This is a genomic window from Peribacillus sp. NPDC097284 (genome assembly GCF_044761765.1).
Taxonomy (GTDB): Bacteria; Bacillota; Bacilli; order Bacillales; family DSM-1321; genus Peribacillus.
Genome location: NZ_JBIWCZ010000001.1, coordinates 909,747 through 928,527, shown reverse-complemented (window position 1 = coordinate 928,527; position 18,781 = coordinate 909,747). Strand labels below are relative to the sequence as shown.

8 protein-coding genes are annotated in these 18,781 nt (G+C 35.6%); all 8 read left to right on the top strand.

Translation table 11 applies throughout. The features are described from left to right. Positions 1–3 precede the first annotated feature (3 nt). Positions 4–543 (top strand): DUF1788 domain-containing protein, encoded by a 540-nt coding sequence (locus tag ACIQXU_RS04580; protein WP_402987000.1) that lies wholly within the window; start codon positions 4–6, stop codon positions 541–543. Positions 544–564: 21 nt separating this feature from the next. Next, a complete protein-coding gene (brxC, locus tag ACIQXU_RS04575; RefSeq protein ID WP_402986998.1) occupies positions 565–4,110 on the top strand; it encodes a BREX system P-loop protein BrxC in 3,546 nt (1,181 codons plus the stop codon). 14 nt (positions 4,111–4,124) lie between these two features. Continuing rightward, positions 4,125–7,673 (top strand): BREX-1 system adenine-specific DNA-methyltransferase PglX, encoded by a 3,549-nt coding sequence (gene pglX / locus ACIQXU_RS04570; RefSeq protein WP_402986996.1) that lies wholly within the window; start codon positions 4,125–4,127, stop codon positions 7,671–7,673. Between the two features lie 18 nt (positions 7,674–7,691). After that, positions 7,692–11,132, top strand: coding sequence for a BREX-1 system adenine-specific DNA-methyltransferase PglX (gene pglX, locus ACIQXU_RS04565; protein ID WP_402986994.1), 3,441 nt, complete (start codon positions 7,692–7,694; stop codon positions 11,130–11,132). Between the two features lie 171 nt (positions 11,133–11,303). After that, entirely contained in the window at positions 11,304–13,862 is a 2,559-nt protein-coding gene (gene pglZ / locus ACIQXU_RS04560) for a BREX-1 system phosphatase PglZ type A (RefSeq protein ID WP_402987396.1), read from the top strand. A 15-nt stretch (positions 13,863–13,877) separates the two neighbouring features. Further along, entirely contained in the window at positions 13,878–17,048 is a 3,171-nt protein-coding gene (locus ACIQXU_RS04555; protein WP_402986992.1) for a DEAD/DEAH box helicase, read from the top strand. Between the two features lie 343 nt (positions 17,049–17,391). Then, positions 17,392–18,162: a DUF6843 domain-containing protein gene (locus ACIQXU_RS04550; protein ID WP_402986990.1), complete on the top strand. Its 771-nt coding sequence runs from the start codon at positions 17,392–17,394 to the stop codon at positions 18,160–18,162. An 88-nt stretch (positions 18,163–18,250) separates the two neighbouring features. Further along, a complete protein-coding gene (locus ACIQXU_RS04545; RefSeq protein WP_402986989.1) occupies positions 18,251–18,766 on the top strand; it encodes a cupin domain-containing protein in 516 nt (171 codons plus the stop codon). The last annotated feature ends 15 nt before the right edge of the window (positions 18,767–18,781 follow it).

Genomic DNA, 18,781 nt, shown 5'->3' with positions numbered 1-18,781 from the left:
AATGTGGATATTAAAGAAAAGTTAAATCGTTTTTTTGAAGAAATTCAAAAAGAGGATTTTTTACAAATGCGGGGATTAGGAAATGAAGTGCCCTACTTTATTTTTGACTATAAGCCCGAAGATGAGTTGTTTGTTCGCCAACGCGTAAAGCATATGTTAAGAAGCCTTCCTTTTAAAGTCAAAGAAGTAAACTTGCTTCAAGCTATGATTTCATTATTTGAAGATATAGGTTTAGAGGAATTAAAGCAATTTGAAGAGGATGAAGGAACGGAGGAACTTTTTGAAGCTATACGGCCTACTATTGAAGAAGAAGCTTTGGTAAGGATCATTAGTGATGTTGCAACGGATTCACAATTAGTATTCATTACAGGAATAGGTAGTGTCTATAAACTGATTCGAGCTCATGAATTATTAAATCAGCTACATGCACAGGTTACCAATACACCTATTATTCTTTTTTATCCGGGAGTATATACAGGTCAAGGTTTAAAACTGTTTAATGAATTTGAAACGAATGGGTACTACCGAGCATTTGAGGTTTAGGTAAAGAGGGAGAGAAATAGATTGTTACAAGATGCCATTACAATTAAAGAATTGTTTAAAAAAGAAATCGATCGTGAAATAAATGGAGTAGTCCAAGCAGGGCAAAGTGATGAGAAGGTAGTAGAAGAAGAACTTGACGAATATGTAATGACGAAAGAAATTAACGAAAATATGAAGTATTTCTATGAGAATTATGTATATAGTTTGACTCATGATACAACAAAAATTGGAGTCTGGATTTCGGGTTTCTTCGGTAGTGGTAAATCTCACTTTCTGAAGATCTTATCCTATCTTCTTAATAATGAAACAGCAATGGGAAAACGGGCTGTTGATTACTTTGAAGAAAAAGTAATAGACGCAAGATTATTAGAGCTTATGAAGCTAGCTTCTCATTATGAAAATGACTCCATTCTATTTAATATCGATTCAAAAGCGGCTGCTGGCAATAAAGACAAGGCAATGATCGTTGAAGTGTTTTTAAAGGTATTTAATGAATATCTAGGTTATTCATCGACGCTTTGGATTGCAAACATGGAGAGGCAGTTAGAAGAAGAAGGAATATACCAAGATTTCATTAAGCAATTTGAAGAAATAGACGGTTCCCCTTGGAAAGAGGTTCGAGCTCGGGTTAAATTGAAGCGTAAATCTTTTATAAGTGCATTAGCCCATTTAGGTTACGATGAAGCCACGGCTGATGGATTTTTAAAATCTGCGACAAACACTTTTGAAATAAGCTCAACCGAATTAGCTCAATTAATTGCTAGCTATGTAAATAAGCAGGACGACCGCTTTCGTTTAACGTTTTTAGTGGATGAAATCGGGCAATATATAGGTGATAATAATGATCTAATGTTAAACCTTCAATCAGTAGTTGAAGACATTGGAAACTACTGTGATGGGAAGGTTTGGGTGGTTGTTACCTCTCAGGAGCAATTAGATACCGTAACGAAGATCTCAGGTTATGATAACTTTTCAAAAATACAAGGTCGTTTTGGAACAAAAATTCATTTAACCAGTTCTAATACAGATGAAGTCATTAAACGACGACTTTTAGATAAAAAACCGATCATGGCCGACAGCCTAAAAGTAGACTTCGATTTAAGTGGACAAAGTATAAATAACACCCTAATGTTTGATGATAAATCTGTCTTATTAAATGGATATAAAAATGAAGAAGATTATGCTGCTATTTATCCTTTTGTTCCCTACCAAGTTGAACTACTTCAAAAAGTATTTAACAAAGTCCGTCATCAAGGTGAAGCAGGTGCCCATCTTTCTAGAGGAGAGCGTTCATTATTGAATGCATTCCAAGACGTAGCTAAGTTATTAATGGATAAAGAAAAAAGTGAATTAGCTCCTTTTTCTGCTTTTTATGATTCAGTAAAACGGTTCTTAAACACATCTGTATCTTCCACGATTACAAATGCTAAACAACGTGATATTGAAGACTTTGATGTAGAAGTATTGAAAGTCTTGTTTATGATAAAAGGCATTGACGAAATTAAAGCTACTGTTGAAAATATTACAACGCTGATGGTAGACAGTGTGGATTGTATTAAAAATGAATTAGAGAAAGATGTAAAAAGATCCCTTGTGCGATTACGATTGAAATTATTAGTATCTGAAAATGCCGATCGTACCTTTGTGTTTTTAAGTGACGACGAGCAAGAGATGAATCGTGAAATTCAAAATGAAAACATCAACGAAGCTAACATCCAAAGTGAATTGCATAAACTATTTTTTGATGATGTAGTCACAATGCGTGCGTACTCTTATCAAAAAATAAGGAATTTTGATTTCAATAAATTCTTCAATATTGCTAGTCGAGGAACTCGTTCCCATGAACTAACTTTACAAGTGTATACAGGTGACGAATATACGATTGATAAGGCTCGTATAGAAGCCAATTCAGGTAATTTGGTTTTATATATAGCTGAAGAATATGTTGAAAAATTTTATGAACCAATGAAATATGCCCAGCAAATTACTGCCTATGCTAGTAAAAAGATGGGATCCGGTTTATCTGATAAACAACGTCGTATTTTAGAAGAGAAGCGCCAGCAAGTTAGTGAATTTGAGTTGAAAGCGAAAGAAGCTCTGAAAGAAGCTGCTCAGAGTGCCATTTATTTCATTCAAGGGCAAGAATATACGTTCTCTGGAACGATTGATACCCAAGTGAATCATGCTTTTGAAAAATTAGTCATGAATACGTATGGTAAGTTAGGTTATATTACCTCCCCAATTCAAGTAAAAGATGCAGATAAAAGAATTTCAGAGTATGCACTTACTGGGATCCCATTTGAACTAGATGGACAACGTCAAAATCAAAATGCGTATGATGATGTTCTTCGTTATTTAGATGAGCGTCGCGGCCGCGAGATTATTAATTTAAAAAGCTTAGTCGAACATTTTAGTAAAGCACCAACAGGATGGAATGACTTAGATGTGATAGGTCTTGTTGCAGGTCTATTGCATGATGCCAAAATAAAGGTTTCATATCTAAGTGAAACAATTACAGCTGATTATCCTCAATTAGTTCCAAAAATGATGAAAGTTTCGGAACGGGAGAAAATGGTTATTGAAGCAGTTGTAATCGTACCGCAGCGTGTTCGTAAAGACGTTCTTGATGTCATGAAAGAGGCATTTGATTTTTATGAAGTTGGCGAAACGTATGAGGAAATTGCTCGCAATATCCGAGAGCAAGTCACCCAGCAGTATAAAGAACCGATTGCGAACATGTTAAGTAAAAAAGAAAGAGAAAATAGGAGTTACCCTTATCCTGAAGGAACGACGATTTCCCGAATTCGTCGTTCATTAGATGAGCTTTTAAGCGAAATGAATAGTGAAAGCTTAGTCGAAGAATTTATTGATATGGAAGAGGATTTTATCGAGTGGTCTAAGCAACTTCAGGATATTCGTAGTTTTTATCATGGAAGTATGATTCGTCACTTTGATGATAGTGTGAATCTATTAAAGGAACGCCATGATGATTTAGATATCGCAAATGATAATTCAACCGTACAAAGTATAAAAAACAAAATCATCACGATTTTAACGATGGAAAAACCATATACGTCTATTTCAGATTTACCCATTTTGAACGGACAATTAAAAGAAGAGTTAACAAACTTTGTGAAGCGAGAATTAACCAAGCATGTAACAGAATTAGAAAACATCCGAAAAAAAATGGAAGTTTTATTAACCAGTTATGATATAGAAACTATTAAAGAAATAGTGACAAAGCAATTAACTGAATTGGAAAATAGGATAGAACAGTTAAAGAATACAGAACGTATATCACAAGTATATGTTTATCGTCAAAGTGCCGAAACAAGTTATGATCGATTAAATACACGGGTTAAAGAATTATGGGAAGAATACATGGAGATTATTGGTGGTGGTGACGATCCAGTTGAAGTCATTACATTTAAACCATCGCAACTTCTTCAAAAAGATGAAGTAACGATAACCAATGAAAACGAACTAAATGAGCTACTGGAAGCTATGAAAAAAGAACTTCTTCAACAACTACATTTTGGGAAACATATTAAGATAACGAAGGAATAAAGGAGAAAAACAAGATGAACAAACGCGCGTTAAAAGAATTTGCTATTTACGCTCGTAATGAACTTCGTCGCCAAATCATTCTTCGTGCCGCAACCTTTGGAGTGACATCCAAAGGTTGTGCTATGTTGCACGCAGGTTCCGATTATGTCGAAGTAAATAACGAGAAATACGACTTAAGCTATAAAAAAAGTTTTGAAAAGCTCTTTCAAGAAGTGGAAACGAAAGGCTTTGACTATGTGATCGAAGAAGTAGCTTACACTTGGTTTAACCGTTTGGTTGCACTACGGTACATGGAAGTTCATGACTACCTACCTTCCCGCATCCGTGTCTTATCAAGTGAAACAAAAGGGAAGATTGATCCGGATCTATTAACGGAATATCGTCATGCAGATTTTCCTGAGAATCTTGTGAATGAAGTCAGTGATTTATTACATAATGGCCAACGTGACCAAGCATATCGCAAATTACTGGTCGCGCAATGTAATGAATTACATAGCATTATGCCATTCTTGTTTGAAAAGGTAACCGATTATACCGAGTTACTCTTGCCAGAATCATTGTTGCATGCGGATTCTTTCATTAATAAACTTGCCAAAGAAATGGAAGATAGTAACTTTCAAGAAGTGGAAGTAATCGGATGGCTCTATCAATATTACATTTCGGAAAAGAAAGATGAAATATTTGAAGGATTGCGTAAGAATAAGAAAATCACTAAAGAAAATATCCCGGCAGCCACTCAATTATTTACACCACATTGGATCGTACGGTATATGGTCGAAAACTCAGTGGGCCAAATGTGGGTAGAAAGTCATCCAGAGTCCGACTTAAAAGAAGATATGACATATTATGTAGAACCAGCGGAACAAGAAGAAGACGTTCAAAAGAAACTAGACGAGTTAAGAAATTCAAACCTTCGCCCAGAAGACATTACCGTACTAGACCCAGCCTGTGGGTCAGGACATATCTTGGTATATGCGTTTGATTTACTGTATAAAATCTATGAAGAACGAGGCTACTCTCAACGTGAAATCTCAACATTAATTTTAGAAAATAACTTGTTTGGAATAGAAATTGACGATCGTGCTGCCCAACTTGCTTCCTTTGCGCTAATGATGAAGGCACGTGAAAAATCAAAACGTATATTCCGTAATCCACCGAAGTTACATGTTATTTCTATACAAGAATCAAATCAGGTACTAATTGAAGGGATTTCAGAGGTTTTAGGCGAGAATGAAAACGAGAAAATAGAAATAAACGCATTGCTAGATGGATTTATGGATGCGAAAAACTATGGTTCAATTTTGCAGCCTGAGAAGCTGGATTATGATAAATACCTTGCAAGAATAGAAAATATGCAGTCAAATGTTACACAAATGAATTTTGAAACATTTGAAGTATATGACCATATAGAAGAAATAAGACAATTGTTATTACAGGGGAAAATATTGAGTAACCAGTATGATATTGTGATTACAAACCCTCCTTATATGGGCGCTAAAGGGATGAATCCTACGTTAAGTGAATATGTAAAAAAGCACTTTAAAGATTCAAAAAATGATTTATTTGCAGTATTTATGGAAAGATGTAATCAATTCACTAAGATAAATGGATATCATGCAGAAATTAATCAGCATTCTTGGATGTTTTTAGGTAGTTATGAAAAGCTCAGAGAAAAAATACTGGATAATCAAATTGTTACTTCATTGATTCACTTAGGTCCTAGAGCATTTGAGGAAATTAGTGGAGAAGTTGTTCAAAGTACTAGCTATGTGATGAGAAATGCATATATAAACAGCTATAAAGGAAAATACAAAAGACTGGTAAGTTACTCAAACCATATTGAAAAAGAAAAGGGATTCCTGATTGGTGATAATTGGTATATACTTCCGCAAAAGTATTTTCAGCAAATACCTAGTATGCCGCTTGCTTACTGGGCTTCTAATCAAGTGCGATATATTTTTACCAATTACTCTAAATTGGGGGAAATTTCAAATATCAAAATTGGAATGAGGACAGGAGATAACCAAAGATTCTTGAGATTATGGCATGAAATAAATGTGGAGAAGTTTGGTAGAAATATGCCAGATGGAGGTAAAGCTTTTGAAAGTCAAAAAAAGTGGTTTCCATATAATAAGGGTGGGACATTTCGTAAATGGTATGGAAATCAAGACTATGTTGTAAATTGGGAGCATAATGGACAGGAAATAAAAGATAATACTAGAAAAATGTACCCTAAACTAGGAGATAATTTAGGATGGAAAATTAGTAATGAATCATACTATTTTAAAAGTTGTATAACATGGTCAGCGTTAAGTTCAGGCACTCTAGCAGCAAGATATTCTCCTCAAGGTTTCATTTTTGATACCAAAGGTTCATCTGTATTTTTTGAAAGTGAAAATGATTTAAAAGTGAATTTAGGATTTTTAATGACAAAAGTGAGTAATATTTTTCTTTCCTTTATTAGCCCTACACTTGATTATGGGGTGGGACAGTTATCTAAACTACCTGTTATAAGTACTAATCATCAAAATCTTGAACTCTTTAAACAAATTGAAAAACTGGTGGACCTTAATATAATAATATCAAAAAAAGATTGGAATTTTTATGAAACATCTTGGGATTTCAGCATGCATCCATTTATATCACCTGATGTTATTATTAATGATGACGCGTTTTTAAATGATATATTTAATATCTGGACTAATTATTCTAATAAACAGTTTTTATTTATCAAATCTAATGAAGAAGAACTAAATCGTATTTTCATTGACCTATACGGATTACAAGATGAGTTAACACCGGAAGTACCTGATAAGGAAATTACGGTTCGCCATGCTGATCGTGTTCGTGATACGAAGAGTTTCTTATCTTATTGTATTGGTTTAATGATGGGACGGTATTCTTTAGATGTAGAAGGCTTGGCGCATGCTGGTGGAGATTGGGATCGTAGCAAGTATGTGTCCTTTATGCCAGATGAAGACGCTATTTTGCCTTTAACAGAAAGTGTCTATTTCGAAGATGATGTAGTGAGTCGTTTAGAAGATATTCTAGTCACGGTTTTTGGTAAAGAGCAACTTGCGGAAAATCTTCGTTGGCTGGCTGAGTCATTGACGATGAAAGGGAGTGAAACTCCAGTCGAGCGTTTGCGTCGGTATTTCTTTGATGAATTTTACAAAGATCATTGTAAAGTATACAGTAAACGTCCGATTTATTGGATGATTGATTCGGGTAAGAAAAAAGGCTTCCGTGCTTTAGTTTATTTACATCGATACAATTCAGAAACGTTAGCAAAGGTCAGGTTCGAATACATCCAAGACCTACAAGAAAAGCTACAGGCTGAACAGCGTCGATTAGAACAAGATTTAGTTAACCCAGAACTAACAACCGCGATGAAGAAACGATACGAAAAACAACTGATAACAAATAAATTAAAGCAAGAAGAACTTGTCAGCTTCGATAAGAAGCTAGCAGAACTGGCAAATCAGCGTATTGCATTAGATCTAGACGATGGAGTGGTTGTGAACTATGCAAAATTACAGGATGTACTGTCTCCGATTAAATAATTTAAAGGTGTGTAAATATTGAATAAAAAATTATTGAAAGAATTTGCTATTTACGCTCGTAATGAACTTCGTCGCCAAATCGCTCTTCGTGCCGCAACCTTTGGAGTAACATCCAAAGGTTGTGCCATGTTGCACGCAGGTTCCGATTATGTCGAAGTAAATAACGAGAAATATGACTTAACCTATAAAAAAAGTTTTGAAAGGCTATTTCATGAAGTTGAAACGAAAGGCTTTGACTATGTGATCGAAGAAGTAGCATACACATGGTTTAATCGGTTGGTTGCTCTAAGGTTCATGGAAGTTCATGATTACCTACCTTCCCGTATCCGTGTCTTATCAAGTGAAACAAAAGGGAAGATTGATCCGGATCTATTAACGGAATACCGCCATGCGGATCTACCTGAGAAGCTTGTGAATGAAGTCAGTGATTTATTACATAATGGATACCGTGAGCAAGCGTATCGGAAACTACTGGTTGCTCAATGTAATGAATTACATAACATTATGCCATTCTTGTTTGAAAAGGTAACCGATTATACCGAGTTACTATTACCAGAATCATTATTGCATGCGGATTCTTTCATTAATAAACTTGTTAGTGATTTAGAGGAAAGTAATTTTCAAGAAGTTGAAGTGTTAGGTTGGTTATATCAATATTATATGTCCGAGCGAAAAGAAAAAGTTGGTGGATTAAAAAATATGGCGGTGAAGAAAGAAGACTTACCCGTTGTAACCCAACTTTTCACGCCTAAATGGATTGTGGAATACATGGTACAAAATTCATTAGGAAAATTGTATGACGAGTGGAAGCCGGAGAATGAATTAGCTTCAAAGTGGGAGTACTACTTAAAATCTTCAGAACCCCTCCCCATTCCAAGTGTAACTAAGTTAGAAGATATCAAATTCATTGATCCTGCTTGTGGATCTGGACATATTTTAATATACGCTTTTGACCTACTATACTCAATGTATTTAGAAGCAGGATATCGAGAACGAGATATCCCGCAAATTATTTTAGAAAATAATCTATATGGCATTGATATAGATAAACGGGCCATGCAATTAGCAAGCTTTGCTTTGATGATGAAAGGACAAGAAAAGAATCGACGTTTTTTACGAAAAGCAGATGAATTGAAATTAAATATCCTAGAATTTATTGATAGTGAAGATATTTCACCAGAAGCTCTTTTATTCTTACAAGACTTTGTTAGCGATCTAAGCGCAGTGAAAGAAGTAATCATGTTATTTGAAAATGCCAAGCAGTTTGGTTCATTACTCGTACCAGAACAACCTGCTTCAGTTTATCAACAATATATAGATGATATAGAAAATATTGATATAACAATTGTTGACCTAATAAATGAATCATATATTTATGAGCTACAAGAAAAGTTGTTACCATTATTAAGACAAGCTCATATGTTAGCGTTGAAGTATGAAGTGGTTGTTACAAATCCTCCATATCATAATAAATTTAATCCTTTGTTAAAGAAGTTTATGAATACAAGTTACAAAGATTATAAATCAGATTTATACTCTGCTTTCATTTATCGTTGTTCACTTATGACTAATGATAATGGTTTTGAGGGAATGATGACTCCATTTACTTGGATGTTTATAAGTTCTCATGCCAAATTAAGAGAATACCTTATTAGTAATCAGAACATATCGAGTTTAGTTCAACCTGAGTATCATGCGTGTTACGAAATAGCAAATGTTCCAATTTGTACTTTTGTTATCCAAAATCAAAATAATAACACATTAGGAAGTTTTATAAGAATTGAAGAACGTGGTGCAGAACTACAATCAATTAAGACAAAAGAAGCTGTGAAAAATCCTAACGTTTCCTATAGATATAGCGTGAATTCAAAGATATTCAAAAAAGTACCTGAGTCGCCCATTGTTTATTGGGCTTCCGAGAATTTGATGAATAATTATCTTTCAAATAAATTATTGAGTGATTTTACTGTTTCCTCTAGCCAGAATGTTACTGGTAACAATAAGCGATTTTTAAGGTTCTTTTGGGAAATTCAAAATAAAAATTATATTGATTATGGAGGAAAGTGGAGATTTTATGCAAAAGGAGGAGGGTTTCGAAAATGGTCAGGAAATCTTTTGGAATTGGTCGACTGGTCTGAGGCCGCTAGGGAAGTATATAAAAATGGTCATGGATCTCAAATTATCCCTGAAAAATTTTGGTATAAGAAGGCTATTACTTGGGGGTTGATTACTAGTGCAATCCCAAGTTTTAGAGTCTTACCTGAAAATGCAACTTTTGATAAAGGTGGTTCATCTATTTTTTTGAGAGAAGAGAAGTATTTTAATTATATTTTGTCACTTTTAAATTCTAAAGTCGGCCTCTATTATCTAAAGCATTTATCTCCTACTTTAAACATTCAAGTAAGAGATGTTCGAAATATTCCAGTGATAGTATCAAATAGGGATTTAATTAGGGTAGAAAATCTTACAAAAGCTACATTAGTTTTGTCGGAACTTGATTGGAATTCTTTTGAAACATCATGGGATTTCGAAGCTCACCCTTTCTTAATGTATGGTCAAAACGAGCAATCACTTGAAACTTGCTATACTAACTGGGAAACTTATGCTTACTCTCAATTCAATCAACTTAAACAAAATGAAGAAGAACTAAACAGTATTTTCATTGACCTATACGGTTTACAAGATGAATTAACTCCGGAAGTGCCTGATAAGGAGATTACGATTCGACGCGCGGATCGTGTGCGTGATGCGAAAGGCTTCTTGTCTTATTGTGTCGGTTTGATGATGGGGCGTTATTCATTAGATGTAGAAGGTTTGGCGTATGCTGGTGGGGATTGGGATCGTAGCAAATATGTGACTTTTATGCCAGATGAGGACGGTATTTTACCTTTAACAGAACATGTCTATTTCGAAGATGATGTGGTAAGTCGTTTAGAAGACATTTTAGTAACGGTATTTGGTAAAGAACATCTTGCAGATAATCTTCGTTGGCTGGCGGAGTCCTTGACTATGAAAAGCAGTGAAACACCGGTAGAACGGTTACGTCGTTATTTCTTCGATGAATTTTACAAAGACCATTGTCAAGTTTATAGCAAACGTCCGATTTATTGGATGATTGATTCAGGTAAGAAAAAAGGCTTCCGTGCTTTAGTGTACTTGCATCGATATAATACAGAAACACTAGCAAAAGTCAGGTTCCAATACGTCCAAGACCTACAAGAAAAGCTGCGGGCGGAACAGCGTCGTTTAGAACAAGATTTAATCAACCCAGATTTAACAACGGCGATGAAGAAACGATACGAAAAACAATTGATAACAAATAAACTAAAGCAAGAAGAACTCGTCATCTTCGATATGAAGCTAGCGGAACTGGCGAATCAGCGTATTGCATTAGACTTAGACGATGGTGTGGTTGTGAACTATGCTAAATTACAGGATGTACTTGGCAAGATAAAATAGAAGTTCTTTATTTATGATAAGTGCTTCAGTTACCTTATTGGTCTGAAGCACTTTTTATATTTGGCAGAAACCAGTATGTAAAAAATTAGATCTAGATATAATGGTAATGAACTTGAAGACATCAATAAACCATTATATGATTAGTTTTAATAGAAGTGTACTGAGAAAGTGGTGTTAGATTTGAATATTATTCAAGAGTTGTTGACACTATTTCATCAACAACGTGAACATAATAAAGGAAGTAACCGCGCTCTTGTGTTTTGGTATGATCCAGAAGGTAATGAGCGTGATTTAGAGGAAATACATTCAGCTTTGGCTGTTGAGGGTATTGGAGTTTGGATGGTAACTCCTGACAATGTATTTCGAACAAAGATAAAGTTTGAATTAGAAGATACTGATTCATCGTATTTATTGTATGCACCATTTGAGAAACCGGAGAACAAGGATAATTTTTTATTAGATATGTTACTTTATGGCGGAAAGTACGGTGAATTTGTGGCCGATGAGTTGGCCATTAAAATGCAAGAATTACGGTTAGATCATCTTGCCATTCGTTCGTTCATGAAAAAGCATTGGTCATTTTTTGGCAGTCAGAAACGGGTGGATCGTTTTAAGCGGTTATTACCCAATGCTGCGACAGAAGATGATGTAAAGAGTACGATGATTGCTGTTCTAATAGGTGCAGATAGTATATATCCTCCTAAATTATTAAAAAGTGTCCTCAAAAATGGGGATATCCAACAGGATAATGAAATACTAAAGGATATAGAAAAGTACATAAGCAGTGAAATATTTTATGAAATTGTTGAAGAATACTTTGGAATTCAACCAGTGAAAGAGTATCGTTTATTTCATATCATTCAATGTATTATTTTTCAACATTTTAAGATGTATGTGGAAGATAAATATTTGGAATCATTCTCATTCCATAGTACGGTACCAAATATTTGTAAAGTATTCGTTGATGAATGGCTATTAAGTAAAGACAATGAGAGTATAGCTAACATATTAATTCTCTTGGAAGATAAATGGGACATAAAGGGTTTACTCCAAAAATATTCATACGAGCCATTTATTCAGTGTGAGACGTTTTTGGTCATTGAGGAAAAAATAGTAAACACGATGTATAATTTATTGCTTGAAGATGCATTGCCTGTTAAAGAATGGCGCAGTATTTTACATGAACGAAGTCGTGGGTATTGGCATTATGCACGGTTTGAAAATAAGTATATGTTTTTAGAGCAAGCCTTATATGTTTATGAATGCAAAGAAGCTTTTTCGAAAAGTAAAGAACCACAAACGGGAGAAGAGTGGTTTTCTCTTTATACTGAACATCAATATATGGTCGATTATCGTTATCGTCAATTGAATAAATCATTCAGAATTTTACATGATCAAGAGTCTGTTACTGAACTTTATCAAAAATTAACGTATTGGTATGAACAAGAATTTTTACGTTCATGGGGGCGTTATACAGATACTGTTGTCCATCGTGAGTTATCTCAATCATGGAATATTCCAGGAGTTTTGCATCAACAAGATTTTTTCAAAAAGATGATTTCATCAGTTGTGGAAGGATCTCGTGAACGTATTTTTGTTATTATTTCGGATGCATTACGTTATGAAGTCGGATACGAATTGAAAGAAAGTTTTACTGGCAGGCTAAATGCAGAAGTTGCATTAATCCCCATGCAAGGTGTACTGCCATCTTATACACAATTAGGGATGGCATCACTATTGCCAGGAAGTATTACAGGGATCTCAGAGAATGGGATCGTTGAAGTGGAAGGGTTATCGACTTCGGGGACAATTCACCGTACTAGAGTTTTGCAAAATAAAGTTCCAGAATCGGTTGCATTTAACTTAGAAGATTTCATTGCATTAAATAAAGAAGAAGGCAAGCAGCATATACGCGGGAAGCGAGTTGTTTATTTATATCATAATTACATTGATGCTCTTGGAGATGATATTAAAACCGAAAAGCATACCTATGAGTCAGTAGAACGTACCATTGAACAGATGAAAAAAAGTGTAAAGAAACTAGTAGGCACATATGAGGCTGTACGGATTTATATGACCAGTGATCATGGATTCCTTTATCAGTCGGGCAAAGTGGAAGCCTATCAAAAAACAGAGCGAATTGATGGAGAAATATATGATCGTAACCGTCGTTTTGCAATTGGAAAGAATCTATCATTGCCCGATGGAACAACCCGTATATCATTAGGGTATATAGGACTTGAAGCAGATGCTGTTATCGCCAAGGGTTTAAATCGGTTTACTGCTCAAGGTGGGCAACGATTTGTGCATGGTGGAGCCATGCCACAAGAATGTATTGTGCCTTTAATTGAATATCGACAAATTCGTGGAAAGGCCAAAAAATCAGGAGAAAAACGTGTGAATGTTCGTGTAGCTTCTGCAACGAATAATATTACTTCGTATCATATCACTATTCCATTTTTCCAAGAAGAAAAAGCGGAGAATGACTACTTACCACGTTCACTAAGGATGGCTTTTTATTTTAATGGAGGAAGAATTTCGAATGAAGTCCATGTAACTTTCGATTCTATAGGTGAAGCAAAAGAACGTGAGTTGTCTGCAACATTCCACTTATTTGAAGGTCGTTATAAAACAGGTGACCGTTGCGTATTAAGAATGGAAGACGTATCAGGAAGCACAACAGATCTGTATGATGAAGAAGAGTTTCTATTAAAACTGTATAGTGTGTGATGAGGGGGGAATAAGATGCTTCAAAGCGGAGACATCGTCAAGGGCCCTTTGTGGCCAGAAGTGGTAGAAATAAAGATGGTGAATATGCTTCAATCTGGTGTGTATCAAGTTGATGCTCGAGGGCTTGATTCGAACACTTATTTCCCTGTTATTATATTAGAACATCAGTTATCTTCGATAGAAAAGTTAAATGAAAACGACGATAGAAGTACCCTTACACCAGTGCAATTACAATCCTATTTATTGCAAAGAGAATTGGAAATTGATAAAAAATTCTCAAAGGCACGAGCATTGGGAAATAAACAGGTTATCCCATTACCACACCAAATCGAAGCTGTATATGGACGAATGTTACAAACTCCGACCGTTCGTTATCTATTAGCGGATGACCCTGGTGCAGGTAAAACTATTATGGCTGGCATGCTAATTCGAGAATTAAAAGCTAGACAAAGTGCGGAAAGAATATTAATTTTGGTTCCACCACTAGTATTAAAACAATGGCAAGAAGAGTTGCGAGAGAAGTTTCAAGAAGAGTTTATCATACTTACTCGGGCTTCCATTGATGAGCAGAGTGGAAAAAATCCCTTTGCCGAACATTCATGTATTTTGGCATCGTTGTATTGGGCTGCTCGGGAAGACGTAAAGAATCTTCTTCTGGAAGTTGATTTTGATTTAGTTATTGTTGATGAAGCCCATAAAATGGCGGCATATACAACGAAGGGAAAAAAGAAAACAACTCGACGGACAAAAATATATAAGTTGGGAGAAAGCTTATTAAAGCAAGCTCAACATTGTTTATTATTAACTGCTACTCCTCATAAAGGGGATATGGAGAATTTTCGTCATTTAATGCGATTAGTCGATGAGGATATTTTTTCATCTATAGGTATTAGAGAAACCATGCGTGATAAAGCAAACCCATTCATTATTCGCCGTTTGAAAGAAGGTCTGAAGAATTTTGATGGATCACCATTGTTTCCTAAGCGTACAACCCAAACGATTCAATACAATTTATCTCAACAAGAAGTGCATTTGTACGAGCAAGTTACGGAATATGTGAAGAACCATTTCAACCGAGCGTTATCTCGGCAAAAGCATGGTACAGCATTTGCCATGATGTTATTACAAAGAAGATTAAGTTCATCTATAGAAGCAATCCATTGCTCCTTGCAACGAAGGTTCGATCGACTAACAGAGGTATTGGAAAAGGAATTGAAGCAGGCTGAAATTAATAGTGATGAGTACAATGAAGTTTCATATGAAGAACAAGAAGAACTAGAACAGTTAAGTGTAGGATTAGTTGATACAATTGATGTAAAAGAGTTACAAGTAGAGTTGGTAGAGTTAGAAAAGTTAATAAAGTTAACTTCTGAACTGAGAAGTTATCATACAGAAAGAAAGTTTGAAGAGTTAGAGCAAACGTTATTTGGAGAAAAAGGATTGTTAGCTAAAGGCGAAAAAATCTTGATTTTTACAGAGTCCACCGATACATTAATGTACTTAGAGAAACGATTATCTCTTTATGGGATGAAGATCGCAAAAATTATGGGACGTTATACAATGGATGAACGTCGGCGGCAAGTCGAATCTTTTCGAAGTGATCATCAAATTATGATAGCGACGGATGCAGGTGGAGAGTCGATTAATCTACAGTTTTGTAATCAAATGATTAATTACGACATTCCTTGGAATCCTAATAAACTTGAGCAACGAATGGGACGTATCCATCGTATTGGACAGAAAAATGAAGTGTTTATTTTTAACTTAGTCGCTAAGAATACCCGTGAAGGCGATGTTTTGATCACTTTACTAACGAAAATGGAAGGGATGCGTAAGGATTTAGGTAGTGATTTGGTATATGACTTTATCGGTGACCGACTAGAGGATCAATATACGGACCTACCTTCTTTAATGCAGAACTCTATTCTACACCGTGAAACGCTAGAGGATATAAAAGGAAAAATAAATAAAGCCATAAGTGAGGAATACGAAGAATTATTAAAAATTACAGAAGATGAACGAATTGGCATGGAATCAGTTGATATACAAAAAATGCACCGTGAACAAGTCCAAATAGCCATTCATCGAGTTCCGATAAGAATTTTTAGCCGTTTTGCCTATTCTGTTTTAAGTGAACATCGAGTTCGAATTTACAAACTTCAAAAAAATGACGTTTATCGAGTGGAACGTATACCTAGAAGTTTAAGAGACTTTGCTAGGAGCAATAAAATTTTATTGAAAAGTAAAGATGAAGGGTACCGCTTTACTGGAAAAGAAGAATTTATTGAAGAGCAGCAACCTTTAATGGAAAATAACCACCCACTTTATGAATTAGCTTTGATGAGAAACAAAGAAGGATTAATGAGTGCAGCTCATACTTATTATGTAATTATGATTCCAATCCCTGAGCAATTGGAAGTTGAATGTTACGAGATTTGCCTTACTGATGGAACAGGAAGAGAACTTTATCAGGATATAGTTTATATGGCGAAGCGTGTTAATGGAGAGATAATTGAACTAGATTCTTATTGGCTGTTTGGACAGCAGTTTGGTGACGTATCGCCGACTCGATCTTTAGGTGAAAATTCCTTCATTATGTCTGCACTAGAACAATTGATGAAAAAACGAGAAGAATTAGCATTGAAACTAGAAAATCAATTGAATAAGAAACTTCAATTTCTAAGAAGAGCATTCAACTCTCAATATGAAACTACTCTAGAGAGGCTTGATAAATACAAAAGAGATAATGAGGATAATAGAAACTCAGCTCTGATTAATCAAATGCAATCGCAATTACTTGATATCGAAGACCGCCGTAAACTTCGTATAGAGGAAGTGGAAAGAGAGCGAAATATAAATATCTTACCACCAAAATTATTATCCCACTTTGTATTACAACCAGCCTTACAAGGTACCTATCGGGTGATTAACGATGACTACCGGGAAACGATAAAGACCTTCGAACAACAAAATGGACGTAAAGTTATTGAAAACATTTCATCTTTGGGAATAGTTGATTTTATAAGCGAAGACGAAGAAGGAAAAATGAGATTTATAATACTGACTTCAAGTTCTTCTATTCAATTGACTCAAGAACATTATCGAGACTTGGAAAATATAAAAAATGATGTTTGGTTGTACACTGTGAAAGAAGGTATGGTATTGGATGTTAGTTCGTTAATATGAAAATGGTATCATAAATTTCCGTTGTAGATCTGTCTACTATTTGGGGATTTTATGCTTTTTTCTATTCTAAACTTTATAAGCCATCTAAAGTATTTAGAGAAGTGCTAAGTTTGCTTTAATTAAGATGCAAATCCATTTTACTATGTAAAGTGGATTTTTTTTATTTGGAATATAGTGTATGGTGGATTTATAGTGAAATAGAAAGTTATGGGTAATTAAGTCTCGAGAAACAAATGTAAACCAAAGGAGAAATGAAATTCAACACATCATCAGTAGAAAAATTAAATCGGTCATCGTTGTCAGCGTTATCCTCAGCGGGTTCTTTCTTCTTCTGGAGCCCTGGATGTTTGTAATCGTGTTGATCTATGCTTTCATCGGATGTGCCGTGTACGGGCTACCGGTTTCGTTTTTATCGGATTTTGTCACGAGAAAGTTTGGAAGATATCGTTTTGTTTTGGCTTCTTTGATCTATTCGGTATTTGGGTTTTTATCCTTCATCGTTTTACGAGATCTAGGAGTCTTTGCGGTTGTCTGCTCTTTGCTTTTCTTTCTTTCAGAAGAGTGGCAGAGAGCGAGAGGAAACGGTAAGGGGCAAAAGCCTGCGAACAAGATGCTCTTCATGAACGGGCTATTCACTGTTCTCTTCTTCTCTTTGGCTGTATTCGGGTTAATGGCACTTCCGGATACGATGTTCGAAGAGTATACCAATCGATCGTATCTCATTCCAATAGGGTATGAGGGGGAAGTGAGGGTGGTGTACAATATCGAGGATGCACCGCCACCTGAGAAAAGTGAAGGTTTTGATGTGTACCGAATCAATGATAAAGGCTACACACTCAGCTCCCTTCCTGTAAGCGAAGGAATAATTAATGATCAATATTATTATATAGATTCAGAAGGGAATAAAGAAAAGATTGACGAGGCATGCATCCATAGTGGAGGCACGGATAGAGTCGGGAACGAAGACTACGAGTACTTCACTTCCTACTTTTTTGTTACACAGACACAATGTGGTGATACGTTTGGTGAAAATGGAGTTCCACCCGATATGCCCCGTGGCATTTCATTAGATCAAATTATCGATGAAGAAGGATTGAATAAGCTTGCATACTAGATTGAAATGTAGGTACGGTTTGATATATGATCAAATCACGCGCCGTCCTTACTATTGAGCGGACTTTTTGCCTTGGAGGTTATTTTCTATGAACGATGCGAACTATTATGTGACAAAGCTCGGGATGGAACCACATCCAGAGGGTGGGTTTTATAAACGGACATTTGAATCCGAGGAGCGGACTTCAGACCAAGAGTTATCGGTAGAGTTTGAAGGAAAGAGAAAGCTATATACAAGCATCTTCTTTCTATTGGGCTCGAATGACATTTCCCATCTACATCGTTTGAAATCCGATGAGTTATGGTATTACCATGCGGGAAGCCCTTTAACGATTCATGTGATTGATGAAAAGGGAGATTACAAAGAACATAAGCTGGGGATTAACCTGGACGAAGGGGAAGTCCCGCAAGTGTTGGTTCCGAAAAACTCCATCTTCGGATCTTCCGTCAGAGATGAAGATACGTTCTCATTAGTTGGGTGCATGGTCTCGCCCGGTTTTGAGTTCCAGGACTTCGAGCTGTTCACTCAAGAAGAGCTATTGTCGAAATATCCGCAACATAGGGAAGTAATCATGAAGCTGGCTTATGAAGAGATCCCTACATGATGGAGCGGTCTTACA